The organism is Kitasatospora sp. Ki12 (assembly GCF_054601375.1).
Genome location: NZ_BAAIHT010000001.1, coordinates 1,169,356 through 1,184,029 on the forward strand (window position 1 = coordinate 1,169,356; position 14,674 = coordinate 1,184,029).

The window sequence follows — 14,674 nt, forward strand, 5'->3', positions numbered from 1 at the left end:
TACAACCCCTCCAACCTGTCAGGTGAACCCCCTGCGGGCGAACACCGATTCACAACCGCATGCCGTTGGACACGGCCCTTCCGAGCCCCTGGCGCAAGCACCCCAGCGCCCGAACGGGGCGACGGGGAAACTCGGCAGGAGCGACTTACGGGTGGCCGCCGATCACGTTCGCGAAGGCACCCGCGGCGGTCGCCACGTAGCCGGCGGTCACAACGACGGTCGACACCGCCACGACAGCAACCCGACGAAGCTTGCTCATACAACCCCTCCAACTTGTCAGGCCCACCCCAACGGGTGAACACCAGTTCGAGGTTACACGTCGTCAGACTCCGCCCATCGGACCACGCGCGAGCGCCCCGCGCCGAACGGGGCGCGGGGCGCTCGGCCGACCCGACTTACGGGTGGCCGCCGACGGCGCTCTCCGGCTTGTAGGGGCCGCCGGGCTCGCCGGTGGCGGGCGCTGCGGGCTCAGCTATGTACTGACCCTCGTCGCCGAACGGCCCGTCCTCGAACGCTGTCTTCTCCGTGCCGGTCGGCGCGGTGTACTCGGTCGGGTTCGGGGACGCGGTCACCGCGCCCTCGACAGCCTTGCCCGCCTCCACAGCGGCGGCCGGGGCCTCGGTCTTCGCCGCGTTGTCGGGCGCCGACGCCACCGGGGTCTCGCTCTGGTCGTTGGCCATTGGGCGGCCGCCTTTCGGTCATCAATTGTGTTCAGCCCGACCTCCGTGGCGCGGGCGCGCGGACAGTATCGTAGGGTTGATTAAATGTCCGATAAACATCGTGTGGCTTGCGGCGCTGTCCGGCAGAGTCGGGCGTCCGCCTAAGCTGAAGCACCGCGGCGGACCGCCGAGAGCCCTTTCCACGGAATCGACACCACAGGCCATCGGGGGACTTCATGGAGTTTCGGGAGACGCCGCAGACCTCTGCGTTGCGCTTCCAAGTCCTCGGTCCGGTCCAGGCCTGGCTCGACGGCAAGCCCCTCTCCCTCGGATCCCCCCAGCAGCAGGCCGTTCTGACCACCCTCCTGCTGCATTCCGGACGCCCGGTCGCCACACAGGACCTGGTGGACGCGCTCTGGGGCGATCGTCCCCCGACCCAAGCGGTGGCCGCGCTCCGCACCTACGTCTCCCGACTGCGCTCCGTCATCGAGCCCCGGCGTGAGGTACGCCGCCCCGCTGAGCTGCTGGTCTCGGTCGCCGACGGCTACGCGCTGCGCATCCCGGGCGAGGCCCTCGACCTGACGGTCTTCGAGCGGCTCGCCACCGAGGCAGCGGCCGCCCGGACCTCGGGTGACAAGCACGAGGCGCACCGGCTCCTGGCTCGGGCACTGGATCTCTTCAGCGGCCGCCCGCTCACCGGCATCCCCGGCCCCTATGCCGACACCCAGCGCCAGCGGCTCGCCGAGCGCCAGGTGGCCGCCGCCGAGGAACTGTGTGCCACCGCCCTCGACATCGGCCTGCACGCCGAGATCGTCGGTGAGCTCAACAGCCTGACGGCCGAGCATCCACTGCGCGAGCGCCTGCGCGAGCTGCTGATGCTGGCCCTGTATCGCTGCGGACGCCAGGCCGAGGCGCTGGGCGTCTACACCGACACCCGCAAGATCCTCATCGAGGAGCTCGGGGTCGAGCCCGGCTCGGGCCTCTCCGCGATGCACAACCGCATCCTCGCAGCGGACCCCTCACTCGCCGTCCCGGCCGCAGTCGTACCCGTGACCCAGGAGGACGGCCCCAGCACGCCCCCGGCCCCGGCTCAACTCCCGGCCGATGTATCGGACTTCAGCGGACGATCGGAGCTCGTCGGCGACCTCTCGGCGATCCTGATGAACGCCACCGGCCAGGCCGTGGTGGTCACCTCGCTGGCGGGCATCGGCGGTGTCGGGAAGACCACCCTCGCGGTGCACGTCGCCCACCGCGTCCGCGCCGAGTTCCCGGACGGACAGCTCTACGTCGACCTGCGCGGCGCCGGGGCCTCACCGGCCGACCCAGTGGCTGTCCTGGGAGACTTCCTGCACTCGTTGGGCGTCACCGAGAGCCCCGATTCGCTCGAACAGCGCGCGGCCCTCTACCGCTCACTGCTCGCCAGCCGCCGGATGCTCATCCTGCTCGACAACGCGCGTGACGCCGAGCAGCTCCGACCGCTCATCCCAGGTGTCTCGGGCTGCGCCGTGCTCGCCACCAGCCGCTCCCGGCTGGCCGGCATCCCGGGTGCGCACCTGTTCGACGTCGAGGAGCTGACCCCGGACGAGGCGCTGGCGCTGTTCTCGGCCATCGTCGGCGAGCAGCGGGTCGCCGCCGAGCCGGAAGCGGCCATGAAGGTGGTCACCGCCTGCGGCTTCCTCCCACTGGCCGTCCGCATCGCCGCCGCACGGCTGGCCAGCCGTCCGCGGTGGAGCGTCTCCGACCTGGCCAGTCGGTTAGCCGACCAGCGCCGGCGCCTGGACGAACTCCAGCTCGGCAACCTCGCTGTGGAAACCACCATCGGCCTCGGCTACGGACAGCTGTCCACGGACGAGGCCCGCGCCTTTCGGCTCCTCGCCCTGATCGACTCCCCCGACATCCCGCTGGCGGCCGCCGCGGCACTGCTCGGCGTGGACGAGTACACCGCCGAGGACCTCGCCGAGGCGCTGGTCGAGGCGAACATGCTGGAGTGCTTCACCCCCGGCCGCTACCGCTACCACGACCTGCTCCGGCTCTACGCCCAGCGGCAGAACGAGCGGATCGGGGACACCGGTGAGCAGGAAAGAGCCGTCATGCGACTGCTCGACCTGCTGATCCCGACCGTGCGCACCGCGGCCCAGATCATCGAGCCGGACGAACCTGTGCTCGAGCAGCTGGCCGCGCTCACGTCGCCGGGACTCGACCTGCCCACGAGCCACGCCGCACAGGACTGGCTGCGTACCGAAGGTGGTCTGCTGCTCAGCACGGTCGAGGCCGCCGCGAGCGGCCCCGGCACCCTGCAGCGTGCGGCCGTCGACCTGCTGAACTACCTCATCAGCATCGACCCCGACCCGACGCGCGGCCCCCGAGCGCTTCGCACCCTGGAGGCCGTCGGCAAGGACGCAGAGCGCCGTGACGACTCGGCCGCGCTCGCCCGGGTGCACTTCGCCCGCGGCACCCTGCAGTCCGTGACCAGCGACTTCCAGGGGGCCGGACAGTCCTTCCGGCGGAGCCTGGACCACCAAGCGCCGACGGACCCGACCGTCCTGCTCGTGGCCACGGCCAACATGCTGGGCGTGATGCTGAACGTCGGCAACCGTCCGGCCGAGGCCCTGCCGTTCCTCGAACAGGCCCGGGCCACCAGCCAGGCGGTCGACTCACCCATCCTCGAGGCGCGGGTCGTCAGCAACATGGCGCGGGTCCAGCATCGCCTCGGCATGACCGAGACGGCGATCCGGTCCGCCGAGGACGGTGTCGCGGCCGCGCGCGCGTCCAAGAACGGACCGCTGCTCGCCCAGACCCTCTACCAGTTGGGCGTGGTGCTCTCCGGCATCGAGGCCGTCCCGCACCTGCGCGAGGCGCACGGGCTCTACCAGTCCCAGCGGAACCCGCTCTGGGAGGGGTACACCCTGGCCCGACTGGCCTCCGCCCTGCTCGTCTCGGAGCAGCACACCGAGGCCGCCGAGGCGGCCGGCGGGTCGCTGGCGATCGCCCAAGAACTCGACTCCCCGTTCTGCCAGGGCCTGGCCAACGCCGCGCTGGGTGAGGCTCTGCTGGCGCTCGCCCAGCCCGCGCGCGGACTGGCGTGCCTTCAGGAGGCGCACGCGATCTTCACTCGGCTCGGTGTGCCCGAGGCCTCCCCCGTGGCGGACCTCATCTCCCAGCAGCACACCGAGCCCCTCTCTCCCCCCGCGCCGTAAAGGCCTCCGTTCCCCAGCGGAGTGCCTCCCCCGATTCGCGCGTCGGCGCTCCCGCAGCCCCCCGGCTGCGGGAGCGCCCTCAACGCTTCCCCGGCGCTGGTCTCCACTGTGCACCGGGCCGATTGACGTTCGATAAACGTCCGATAGTCAGCCTGCGGAGCGGAGAAATCGCAGGTCAGCGCCATCGCCCCCGGCGCGCTGTGCGGCGTGCGGGCTCTCGCGCACCACCCCGGCCCGCACCGTCGTGCTTCCGCAACCCCGGCCACATCGGCCCAAGCATGACGAGTTGGCCGGAAAGGGACCCCATGGCGCAGTGATCACGCATATTCTCATGCCAGTACGCGCACGAGTGTCTGCCGGAAACGCGTCGGGGTGCAGTCCGTCCGTGTGCTGCGGGGAGCGTGACACGCCGCCACCGGCCGCGGCCGCGAGGCCGAGGAGCCGACCGGAGGCCACGGGTGGAAGGGTGCCTCTCAACGTGACGACCGGACGGATATCCGACGCGTTCCCCGTCGGCGAGGACGCTGGGGACGACGAGCCCGAGGTACGGCGACGCCGGGCGGCCCGGGCCTTGCAGGCGGTCGCCTTCGACACCATCGGCGAGGGGTACGGCGAGGCCTTCCCCGCCAAGGACGGGCAGCTGGCCTGCGGCCGGCGGCTGCTGGCCGGGCTCGAACCGGGTGCCCGGGTGCTGGACGTGGGCTGCGGCACCGGTGAGCCGACCGTCCGCCAGCTGACCGCGGCCGGGCTGCGGGTGACCGCCGTGGACCTCTCCGACGTGATGCTCGCCCTGGCCCGGCGGGCGGCGTTCCCCGGCGCTTTCCCGCCGGAGTTCCATCGGATCGACCTGTACGATCTGGCCACCGAGCGCGCGGGCCGGGTCTGGAACGCCCCCGGGCTGGGGCCGGACGGCCACGGCGGGTTCGCCGCCGTCACCGCGTTCTTCTCGCTGATCCTGCTGCCGCAGGACGAGATCCCGACCGTGCTCCGGCGGTTGCGCGAACTCCTGCGGCCGGGCGGACTGCTGGCACTCGGTATGGTCGAGGCGGACCTGGATCACGTTCCGCTTCCGTTCCTTGGCAGAGAGCTGCGGATCAGCGGGTATCTGAGGGAGGATCTGGAACGGGTTCTGGTCGCGGCCGGCTTCGCCGTCGAGGAGTGCTCGGGGCATCCGTACGCGCCGGCCAGTACCTCGCTGCCGCCGGAGGAACAGCTGTTCCTGTGCTGTCGACGCGTCGGCTGAACGGATGAGCGGATGAACGACCGAACGACCGATCGACCAGAGAACACCCACTGACCACACCGAATCCAGGACAGGCAGCCGTGCGCGACCAGCTCAAGACCGAGGCGGAGCAGCCGCCCGCCGTCCCGGGCCAGCGCCGTCAGGTCCCGGCCCTGGCACCGGCGCCCGAGAAGCCGCAGTCGGCGGATCCGTCGTCCGCGAAGCCGTCGTCGGCGCGACCGTCTTCGGCGCGGCCGTCGCCCGCGCGGCCGGAGCGCGCCGACGTGGCGGACCGCCTCGCGTACCTCGACTCTGCGACCCGGCGGATCAACAGCGCCCTCGACCTGGCCGCGACGCTGCGCAACATCGGCCGGGTGCTGGTCCCGACGCTGGCCGACGCCGCCGTGGTCCACCTGCGCGACCCGCTGCCCAACGTGGAGCGCGAGCCCGGTTTCCCGGAGGAGCTGCGGATCCACCACAGCACCGGCACCCGGATCGGCCGGCGCGGCCGCCCGGGCGGCTTCGACGACCGGCGCCGCTCCCGCTACGGCGCCCGCTCGACCGCCGACAGCGGCCCGGCCACCCCGGTGACCCGCGGCGGGGCGCTCGCCCACGCCCTGCTGAGCCGCCGTCCCGCCGAGGTGGCCGTCCTCGGCGAGCCCGGCGCCGAGCGCACCGAGGTGCTGCTGCGCGAGCTGTACGGCACCCGCGGGGTGGCCCGGCTGGCCGCGGGCACGTCCGTCCTCGCGCTGCCGCTGCGCGGCCGCAAGGCCGTCCTCGGGCTGCTGGTGCTGATCCGCCGCCCTCCTGAACGCACCGGCCGTCCGGCCTTCGACGCCGCGGACACCGCGACCGCGGCGCACCTCGCCACCCAGGCCGGGCTGGCCGTGGACACCGCCCTGCGGTACGCCCGCGAGTGGGAGATAGCCAACGAGCTCCAGCGCAGCATGCTGCCCCTGCGGCTGCCGCAGCCGCACGGCGTCCGGCTCGCCCAGCGCTACCTGCCCGGCGAGCGCGGCGCGCAGGTCGGCGGGGACTGGTACGACGCCGTCCCGCTGCCCGGCAACCGGGTCGCCCTGATCGTCGGCGACGTGATGGGGCACTCGCTCACCTCGGCCGCCATCATGGGCCAACTGCGCACCAGCGCCCAGACCTTGGCCGCCCTCGACCTGCCGCCGCACGAGGTGCTCTACCACCTGGACGAGCAGGCCCAGCGGCTCGGCCGCGAGCAGCACCTGGCCACCTGCGTGTACGCGGTCTACGACCCGATCGCCAACCGGGTGGTGCTGGCGAACGCCGGGCACGTCCCGCCGGTGCTGGTCCGCCCGGACGGGACCGCCGAGCTGGTGGAGCTGGACTCCGGGGCCCCGATCGGGGTCGGCGGGGTGGACTTCAACTCGGTCGAACTGCCCGCCCCGCCCGGTTCGGCGCTGCTGCTGTTCACCGACGGCCTGGTGGAGACCCGCAGCCGTCCGATCATGGACGGCCTGGAGGTGCTGCGCGCCCGGATCGCCGCCGCCCGCTGGCAGTCCCCCGAACAGCTCTGCCAGGAGGCGCTGCGGATCCTGCCGCCCGGCGACCGCGGCGACGACATCGCCCTGCTGGGCGCCTGCTTCGACGGCATCCCGGCCGGGGACGTCGCGCACTGGTACCTGCAGCCGCGCAACGAGACGCCGGGCCGGGCCCGCCGGCTGGCCGCGCACACCCTGCGCCGCTGGGGGCTGGACGAGCTCGGCGAGGCCACCGAACTGATGGTCAGCGAGCTGGTGACGAACGCCGTCCAGCACGCGACCCGGCCGATCACCCTGAGCCTGGTGCGCACCACCCGGCTGCGCTGCGAGGTCGGCGACGACAGCCCGCTGCTGCCGCGCCCGCGCCGCACCGGGCCGGAGGACGAGCGGGGGCGCGGGCTGCAGATAGTGGCCAGGTGCGCGGACCGCTGGGGCGCGACCCGGCTGGGCACCGGCAAGGTGGTCTGGTTCGAGCAGCGGCTGCCGCAGCGGTAGGCCCTGCCCCAACGGCCCCAACCCCAACGGCCCCGGCCCCGCCCGGCCCCGGACACGCACGCCCCGGACACGGGCGGGCGCCCGGCGGACGGGGTCCACCGGGCGCCTCGAACGGGCGGTCAGACCGCGACCGGCTCCTTCGCCGGCCGCTCCTCCAGCCGGGCGATCAGCTGCTCGCCCTCCATGTCCACCTTGGGCACGACCTTCTCCAGCGACCTGGGGAACCACCAGGCGGCCCTGCCGAACAGCGCCATCGCGGCCGGCACCAGCGCCATCCGCACCACGAAGGCGTCGACCAGCACGCCCACCGCGAGGGCGAAGCCGATCGGCTGGACGATCGGGTCGTGGCCGAAGACGAAGGCCCCGAACACCGCGACCATGATCAGCGCGGCCGCCGTCACCACCCGGGCGCCGCCCTTGACCCCGCCGACGACCGCCTCGCGCGGCGCCTTGCCGTGGACGTGCTGCTCCTTCATCCCGGAGACCAGGAAGAGCTCGTAGTCCATCGCCAGCCCGAACAGCACCCCGATCAGCAGGATCGGCACGAAGCTGACCACCGGGCCGACCTTCGGCACGTCGATCAGGCCGTCCAGCCAGCCCCACTGGTAGACCGCGACCACCGCGCCGAGCGAGGCCCCGATGCTGAGCAGGAAGCCGAGCACCGCCTTGAGCGGTACGAGCACCGAGCGGAAGGCCAGCGCGAGCAGCACCAGCGCGATGCCGACGATCACCGCGACGAACGGGGGCAGCGCCTGGCCGAGCTTGGTGGAGACGTCGATGTTGGCGGCCGTGGTGCCGGTGACGGCGATGTCCGCGCCGGTCGCCGACTTGAGCCGGTCGCGCTGGTCGCGGATCTCGTTGACCAGCGCCTTGGTGTCCGCGTCGTCCGGGCCCGTCGTCGGGATGACGGGCACCAGGGCGGTCCGGCCGCTCTGGTCGGCCTGCGGCGGCAGCAGCGTCCGGACGCCCTTCAGGGTCTGCAGCTCGGCCGCCACGCCCTGCACCGCCTGCTCCGGCCGCGGCGCGCCGTGGGCGTCCACGACGACCACCAGCGGTGCGTTGAAGCCCGGCCCGAAGCTCCCGCTGACCAGGTCGTACGCCTTGCGCGCGTCCGTCCCGACGGCCTGTGAGCCGCCGCCCGGCAGGCCGAGGTCCAGGCTCGCCGCGGGCACCGCCATGGCGCCCAGCCCGGCCAGGCCGACCAGCAGGACGGGCAGCGGCCGGCGGACCACGAAGCGGGCCCACCGCTCGCCCATGGTGGTCCTGCCGTTGGTGCGCAGCGCCCGCTTCCAGACGGGCAGTCTGTCGATGCCGCGGCCGACGAAGCCCAGCACCGCGGGCAGCAGGGTGATCGCGACCAGGACGGCCACCACGACGGCGGCGGAGGCGGCCAGGCCCATCACGGTGAGGAAGGGGACGCCCGCGACGGCGAGCCCGGCGAGCGCGACGACCACGGTCAGGCCGGCGAAGACGACGGCGCTGCCGGCGGTCGCGGTGGCCCGGGCGGCCGCCTCTTCCGGCTCCAGGCCCTCGTCCAGGTGGCGGCGGGTGCGGAACAGGATGAACAGCGCGTAGTCGATGCCGACCGCGAGGCCGACCATCAGGGCCAGCACCGGCGCGGTGGTGATGATCTGGAACGAGCCGGTGAGCGCCAGCAGTCCGGCCATCGCCACGCCGACGCCGACCAGCGCGGTCAGCAGCGGCAGCCCGGCCGCGACCAGCGTGCCCAGGGTGATCACCAGCACCACCCCGGCCACCACCAGGCCGATCGACTCGGAGGCGCCCTCGATCTGGGCGAGCTTGTTGTACGCGTCGCCGCCGAAGGCCACGTCCAGTCCGGCCGCGCGGGCCGGTTCGGCCGCCGCCTTGACCGCCTCGCGCTGCTGGTCGGTGACCTCGGCGAGCTTGTGGTCGAAGGAGACCAGGGCGATGGTGACCCGGCCGTCGGGCGAGACGGCGCCGGTCGCGTACGGGTCGGGCACCGCGGCCACGCCGGGGACGCGGGCGATCCGCTCGACCGCCTCGCCGACGGCCGCGGCCGCCTCGGGCGCGGTGGCACCGCCGGGCGCCGGGGCCGCGAAGACGACCTGGGCGGAGCCGTGGCCCTGCGCCGGGAAGGTGTCCTTGATCCGGTCCAGGGTGCTCTGCGCCTCGGTGCCGGGCACGGTGAACTCGTCGCTGGTCTTGCCGGCGAAGGCGCCCGCGGCCCCGCCGACGGCGATCAGCACGGCGATCCAGACGGCCAGGACGGCGCGCCGCCGCCGGAAGCAGAAGCGGCCCAGTCGGTACAGGTACGTGGCCATGGGCGGTCCCTCGGGTTCGGTCAGGACAGGTCTCGTCCCACCGTACGCGCAACTTTGTCAGGTGACAAAGTCGGGCGACATGTGCGTGTGACAGGGGCGATCGACGGAATCGTTCGACACAGTTGCCCGACCGTGGCGATACCCTGGCGGGATGGCTCATGTCCCCGCCTCCGAACGCCGCCCGCAGCTGGTCCAGGCCGCCATCGACCTGATGGCCCGGGAGGGGGTCGCCGCCGGCAGCACCCGGGCGATCGCGGCCGAGCTGGGCGTGGCACAGGCGACGGTGCACTACACCTTCGGCACCAAGAAGGACCTCTACCGGGCCGTCATCGAGCAGCTGACCGCCGAGTTCATCGGCTCCGTGCGCGCCGTCTCCCCCGGCGACGGCCCGTTCGGCGAGCAGGTCAGGACGCTGGTCCACGCCCTCTGGGAGAGCTCCACCGGCGAGGACGGGCGCTGCATGCTGCTGACCGAGTTCGCGGCGCTGGCGATGCGCGACCCCGACCTGCAGGAGATCATGCGCGCCCTGCAGTACGAGACCGAGGGCACCGCGGCCGAGATGATCACCGCGCTCGCCCGGGTGCACGACCTCCGGCTCGCCGTGCCCGCCGAGGAGATCGCCGTCCACTTCCTGAGCGGCTTCAACGGCCTGACCGACCGTTACCTGTCGCTGCGCGCCCCCGGCGAGCGGCCCGGCCCGGACACCCTGCGGGCCCTGGACGTGCTGGTGGCGACCACCGTCGGGCTCTGCCTGGCCGCGCCCGCCGACGTCTAGCGGAGCCGTTCCACCCGCCGACGTCCAGCGGAGCCGTTCCACCCGGAGAGCCGCCAGGCGGTCCCTACGGCTCGACGATCCGCACCGGCAGTTCGGCCAGCACCTCGCGCAGCGCGGCCGCGAAGCGCTCGTACTCGGCGCCGCGGGCCGAGCCCGGGCGGACGGCCAGCCCGATCCGGCGGCCCGGCGCGGGGGCGGCGAAGCGGACGGCGGCCAGCCGGTCGGTGCGTCCGGCCTCGACGTCCAGCGCGGTGGCGGGCAGCAGGGTCACCCCGAGGCCGCCGGCGACCAGTTGGACGAGGGTGGACAGGCCGGCCGCCTTGGTGGTCGAGCCCGCCGGGTCGACGCCCACCTCGCGGCAGATGTCCAGCGCCTGGTCCCGCAGGCAGTGGCCCTCCTCCAGCAGCAGCACGTCGAGGTCGAGCAACACGTCGCGCGGGACGTCGATCCGGCCGGCCAGCGGGTGGCCGGGCGGGGTGACCAGGACGAAGTCCTCGTCGAACAGCGGGATGTCCAGGGTCGGCGAGGTCCCGCCGGCCGGGAGCGCGAGCAGCAGGACGTCCAGGCGCCCGGCAGCCAGGCCCTCCAGCAGCGAGGGGGTGCGCTCCTCGTGGACGTGCAGCTCCAGCTCCGGGAAGCCGTCACGGACCAGCCGCAGCACATCGGGCAGCAGGTAGGGCGCGACGGTCGGGATGACGCCCAGGTGCAGCGGCCCGGTGAACGGCCGGCGGGCGGCCTCGACCTCCTCGGTGAGGGCCTGCAGCGAGGCGAGCACCCGCCGGGCGTGCTGGTGCACCCGCTCCCCCAGCTGGGTGACAATCACCTTGCGCGTCGTACGCTCGACCAGCTGCGCGCCCAGCGACTCCTCCAGCGCCGCGACGGCCCCGGACAGCGCGGGCTGGCTGGTCCCGGTGGCGGCGGCGGCCTCCCGGAAGTGCCGGTGCTCGGCCACCGCGACGAAGGCCCTCAGCTGGGCGACGGTCGGGGTGCGGGGGGCGCGGGCTGTGGCGCTCGCCACAGTCGCGCCGGCCTTGGCGGCGGCCGTCCGGCGGGAGCCCGGCCGCGACGTGGGGGATTCGGTACTGATAGCAATCTCCGATCAGACACATCAAGTCTAGCTATTTCCCCGATCAGTCCACGATGTGGAATCGTGATGCGTGTCCGGATTCCGGACAAACGCTCCCCACACCTCATTTCAGGAGAAGCGAACGTGCTCACGATCGGTGACAAGTTCCCCGAGTTCGACCTCAAGGCCTGTGTCGACCTGGAGGCCGCGAGCGCCTTCGCTGACATCAACCACAAGTCCTACGAGGGCAAGTGGAAGGTCGTCTTCTTCTGGCCGATGGACTTCACCTTCGTCTGCCCGACCGAGATCGCCGCGTTCGGCAAGCTGAACGACGAGTTCGCCGACCGCGACGCCCAGATCCTCGGCGTCTCCGGCGACTCCGAGTTCGTGCACCACGCCTGGCGCAAGGACCACAAGGACCTGCGCGACCTGCCCTTCCCGATGCTGGCCGACGTCAAGCACGACCTGATGCGCGCCTGCGGCGTCGAGGCCGAGGACGGCACCGCCCAGCGCGCCGTCTTCATCGTCGACCCGAACAACGAGATCCAGTTCGTCATGGTGACCGCCGGCTCCGTCGGCCGTAACCCCAAGGAGGTCCTGCGGGTGCTGGACGCCCTGCAGACCGACGAGCTGTGCCCGTGCAACTGGACCAAGGGCGAGGACACCCTCGACGCCCAGGCCCTGCTGGCGGGCTGACCCATGGCCCTCGACGACCTGAAGGCCGCCCTCCCGGACTACGCCAAGGACCTCAAGCTCAACCTGGGCTCGGTCATCGGCAACTCCGACCTCCCCGCCCAGCAGCTCTGGGGCACCGTGCTCTCCTGCGCGATGGCCACCCGCAGCCCCGGCCTGCTGCGCGAGCTGGAGCCCGAGGCCAAGGCCAACCTCTCCCCGGAGGCGTACACCGCCGCCAAGGGCGCGGCCGCGATCATGGGGATGAACAACGTCTACTACCGGACGCTGCACCTGCTCTCCGACAAGGAGTACAGCACGATGCGGGCCGGTCTGCGGATGAACATCATCGGCACCCCGGGCGTCGAGAAGATCGACTTCGAGCTCTGGTGCTTCGCGGTCTCCGCCATCAACGGCTGCGGCCAGTGCCTCGACTCGCACGAGGCCGTGCTGCGCAAGGCCGGCGTCGACCGTGAGGTCATCCAGGCGTCGATGAAGATCGCCGCCGTCCTGCAGGCCGTGGCCGGCGTCCTCGACGCCGAGGCCGCCCTGGTCGGCGTCACCGCCTGACCCCACCCGGCACCCGACGGGCCCCTCCCGGACATCACGTCCGCGAGGGGCCCGTCGTCGTTTCCGGCCGTCGTCGTTTCCGGTCAGTCCGTGACCGGCTGGGCGGCCGGCTTCGTGAGCGGGGTCGTGGACGTGGTCGCGTTCGTGGACGTGGTCGCGTTCGCGGGCGCCGACGCCGTCGCAGCCGCGCCCGGCCGTCCGGCGGCGGTGCGTTCGGCGGCCTCGCGGGCGGCTTCGAGCGCGGTGAAGACGGCCTGCCCGGCCTCGTTGCGGCGGCGCAGGTGGGTGATCACGGTGTTGGTGACGGCGATCAGCGGAACGGCCACGACCGCGCCACCGATACCGCCGATGATGCCGCCGGCCGCGACGCCGAGGACCACGCCCAGCGGGTGCACCCGGACGGCCCGGCCGAGGATCAGCGGCTGCAGGATGTGGCTCTCGACCTGCATCACCGCGATCAGCACCACCAGCACCATCAGCGCCGTCCACGGTCCCTGGGTGACCAGGGCGATCAGCACCGCGACAGTGCCGGTGACCAGCGCGCCGACCAGCGGGACGAAGGCCCCCAGGAAGATGATCACGGCCAGCGGCATCGCCAGCGGCACGCCCAGCAGGTCGATACCGATCCCGATGCAGACCGCGTCGATGAACGCCACGCACACGGTGCCGCGCACGTACGCGGTGAGCGTCGCCCAGGCCTTCGGGCCGGCGCCGGCCATCGCGAACCGGGACTGCCGGGGCAGGCCGCGCAGCGCCCAGTTCCAGATCCGCTCGCCGTCGTAGAGCAGGAAGAAGGTGGTGAAGAAGGTCATCAGCAGCGCGGTCAGCACCTCGACGGCGATCTGCGCGCCGGTGATCGAGGCCGAGGTGAGCTGATCGGTGTTGGTGGTGATCGCCTTGGTGATCTGGTCGGCGAAGTCCTTGATCTGCTGCTGGGTCAGGTGCAGCGGCCCGGTGATCAGCCAGTCCCGCAGCTGGTTGACACCGTCCTTGACCTGGGCGGTGACGTCCGGCAGGTTGGTGCTCACCTGCCAGACCACGAACCAGCCGACCAGCCCGATCCCGGCCAGGCCGCTCAGGAACACCACGCCCGCCGCCAGTGAGCGCGGCGCCCGGCGCCGGCGCAGCCAGGACACCGAGGGTTCCAGCAGAGCGGCGATCAGCAGCGAGGCCAGCACCGAGAAGGCGACCAGCCGCAGCATGTCGACCACGTAGAAGACGACGTAGAGCGCGGCGCCGAGCAGCAGCAGCCGCCAGGTCGACTCGGCGGCGACCCGCAGCCCCCACGGCAGCGCCTCGGCGGGGGTGGCGGGCCGGCCGGGGTGGTACTCCCGTCCGAGGCCCGCGTGCGCGGTGGGCGCGACCGGGGCCGCGGCGGCGGGCGCGGGCACCCCGGCGACCGCCGGGCCCGTCGGCACCGCGGCTGCCGGAGCGGGTTCGGTCAAGGGCGCCGGTGCCGGGCCGGGCGTCTCGACGACCGCCGGTACGCGCCCCTCGGCCACTGCCTGTTCGTGGGCCAGCGGGTGCCCGTCGGCCAGTGCGGGGACGGCGAGTTCGTGCGGGTCGGCCGCCATCGCGGCGCGTCGGCGCCGTTCGATCACGGCGGCCGCGCTCGCCACCACGGCCATCCCCTTGGCCACGGCCTTGAAGGCCTTTCCGCCCCGCGCCATCCTCGCTACCACCGCTCCCCTGCCCGCCCGCCGTGCCCGGCGGTACGCCGCGGGTCACACCGCGGCCGTCAGGGATGACGCTACCCGGCGGGGGCGCGGCGAGTCCGGTCGCCGGTGGGTTCGATTCGAGCGTCCTGCCGCGAGAACACGGGCAAATCACCCTGTTCCGGGTGGTTTCGGGCGCGATTTCCTGGGGAGGAGTCGGGACGAGAGCCCGGAGGCTTCGTCTCCGGACGCCTCGGGAGCCAACCGCCGGCGGACCGGCCGGTGCGGGAAGCATCCAGGACCCCTTCCCGTCCCCGCGTCCGCACCAGAACCGCACCGCCCGAGCGCGCACTGGTCAGCGCGGCCCGGGCGGCGCGGTTCGCCTTCGCCGGACCGGCCCCACGGACGGCCGGGGCCCGGGCGGGAAATGCTCGGGCCCGGGCGGGAGATGCGGGAGAGGCGGGAAATGACGACGGCCCCCGGTCACCCGCCCCGCGAGGGCGAGCGGCCGGGGGCCGTCCGGAGTCACGCCGCCGTGGCGGCGGTCGC

Annotated in this window: 10 protein-coding genes; 6 read left to right on the forward strand and 4 right to left on the reverse strand. The window is 73.1% G+C overall.

Annotated features, from left to right (window positions below):
• Positions 1-395: 395 nt before the first annotated feature.
• Positions 396-680 (reverse strand): hypothetical protein, encoded by a 285-nt coding sequence (locus tag ACYP53_RS04950; RefSeq protein ID WP_459646710.1) that lies wholly within the window; start codon positions 678-680, stop codon positions 396-398.
• A gap of 215 nt (positions 681-895) precedes the next feature.
• Here ACYP53_RS04950 and ACYP53_RS04955 point away from each other — a divergent pair, with 215 nt between their 5' ends.
• The 3 genes from ACYP53_RS04955 to ACYP53_RS04965 all read left to right on the forward strand — a co-directional run bounded on the left by ACYP53_RS04955 (position 896) and on the right by ACYP53_RS04965 (position 7,084).
• On the forward strand, positions 896-3,856 hold the full coding sequence (locus ACYP53_RS04955) for an AfsR/SARP family transcriptional regulator (protein ID WP_459646711.1): 2,961 nt from the start codon (positions 896-898) through the stop codon (positions 3,854-3,856).
• Positions 3,857-4,334: 478 nt separating this feature from the next.
• A complete protein-coding gene (locus ACYP53_RS04960) occupies positions 4,335-5,099 on the forward strand; it encodes a class I SAM-dependent methyltransferase (RefSeq protein WP_308437548.1) in 765 nt (254 codons plus the stop codon).
• Between the two features lie 80 nt (positions 5,100-5,179).
• The gene (locus tag ACYP53_RS04965) at positions 5,180-7,084 is read left to right on the forward strand and encodes a SpoIIE family protein phosphatase (RefSeq protein WP_459646712.1); all 1,905 of its coding nucleotides are present in this window, start codon (positions 5,180-5,182) and stop codon (positions 7,082-7,084) included.
• Positions 7,085-7,203: 119 nt separating this feature from the next.
• On the opposite strand, the gene ACYP53_RS04970 is transcribed toward ACYP53_RS04965, so the two are convergent.
• Complete coding sequence (locus tag ACYP53_RS04970) at positions 7,204-9,387, reverse strand: MMPL family transporter (RefSeq protein ID WP_459646713.1); 2,184 nt, start codon at positions 9,385-9,387, stop codon at positions 7,204-7,206.
• Positions 9,388-9,538: 151 nt separating this feature from the next.
• Here ACYP53_RS04970 and ACYP53_RS04975 point away from each other — a divergent pair, with 151 nt between their 5' ends.
• On the forward strand, positions 9,539-10,162 hold the full coding sequence (locus ACYP53_RS04975; protein WP_459646714.1) for a TetR/AcrR family transcriptional regulator: 624 nt from the start codon (positions 9,539-9,541) through the stop codon (positions 10,160-10,162).
• 64 nt (positions 10,163-10,226) lie between these two features.
• Here ACYP53_RS04975 and ACYP53_RS04980 read toward each other — a convergent pair whose 3' ends face one another.
• Positions 10,227-11,180: a LysR substrate-binding domain-containing protein gene (locus tag ACYP53_RS04980; RefSeq protein ID WP_459646715.1), complete on the reverse strand. Its 954-nt coding sequence runs from the start codon at positions 11,178-11,180 to the stop codon at positions 10,227-10,229.
• Between the two features lie 192 nt (positions 11,181-11,372).
• Here ACYP53_RS04980 and ACYP53_RS04985 point away from each other — a divergent pair, with 192 nt between their 5' ends.
• A complete protein-coding gene (locus ACYP53_RS04985; RefSeq protein WP_189915529.1) occupies positions 11,373-11,924 on the forward strand; it encodes a peroxiredoxin in 552 nt (183 codons plus the stop codon).
• A 3-nt stretch (positions 11,925-11,927) separates the two neighbouring features.
• The gene (locus ACYP53_RS04990) at positions 11,928-12,470 is read left to right on the forward strand and encodes an alkyl hydroperoxide reductase (protein WP_189915527.1); all 543 of its coding nucleotides are present in this window, start codon (positions 11,928-11,930) and stop codon (positions 12,468-12,470) included.
• Positions 12,471-12,553: 83 nt separating this feature from the next.
• Here the strand turns inward: ACYP53_RS04990 and ACYP53_RS04995 are convergent, their stop codons facing one another.
• Positions 12,554-14,140: an AI-2E family transporter gene (locus ACYP53_RS04995; protein WP_459646716.1), complete on the reverse strand. Its 1,587-nt coding sequence runs from the start codon at positions 14,138-14,140 to the stop codon at positions 12,554-12,556.
• Positions 14,141-14,674: the final 534 nt, after the last annotated feature.

Excerpts from the sequence above, each read along its gene's own strand:
- ACYP53_RS04950 (WP_459646710.1), bottom strand. The coding sequence starts at position 680 with ATGGCCAACGACCAGAGCGAGACCCCGGTGGCGTCGGCGCCCGACAAC.
- ACYP53_RS04955 (WP_459646711.1), top strand. The coding sequence starts at position 896 with ATGGAGTTTCGGGAGACGCCGCAGACCTCTGCGTTGCGCTTCCAAGTC.
- ACYP53_RS04970 (WP_459646713.1), bottom strand. The coding sequence starts at position 9,387 with ATGGCCACGTACCTGTACCGACTGGGCCGCTTCTGCTTCCGGCGGCGG.
- ACYP53_RS04975 (WP_459646714.1), top strand. The coding sequence starts at position 9,539 with ATGGCTCATGTCCCCGCCTCCGAACGCCGCCCGCAGCTGGTCCAGGCC.
- ACYP53_RS04990 (WP_189915527.1), top strand. The coding sequence starts at position 11,928 with ATGGCCCTCGACGACCTGAAGGCCGCCCTCCCGGACTACGCCAAGGAC.
- ACYP53_RS04995 (WP_459646716.1), bottom strand. The coding sequence starts at position 14,140 with ATGGCGCGGGGCGGAAAGGCCTTCAAGGCCGTGGCCAAGGGGATGGCC.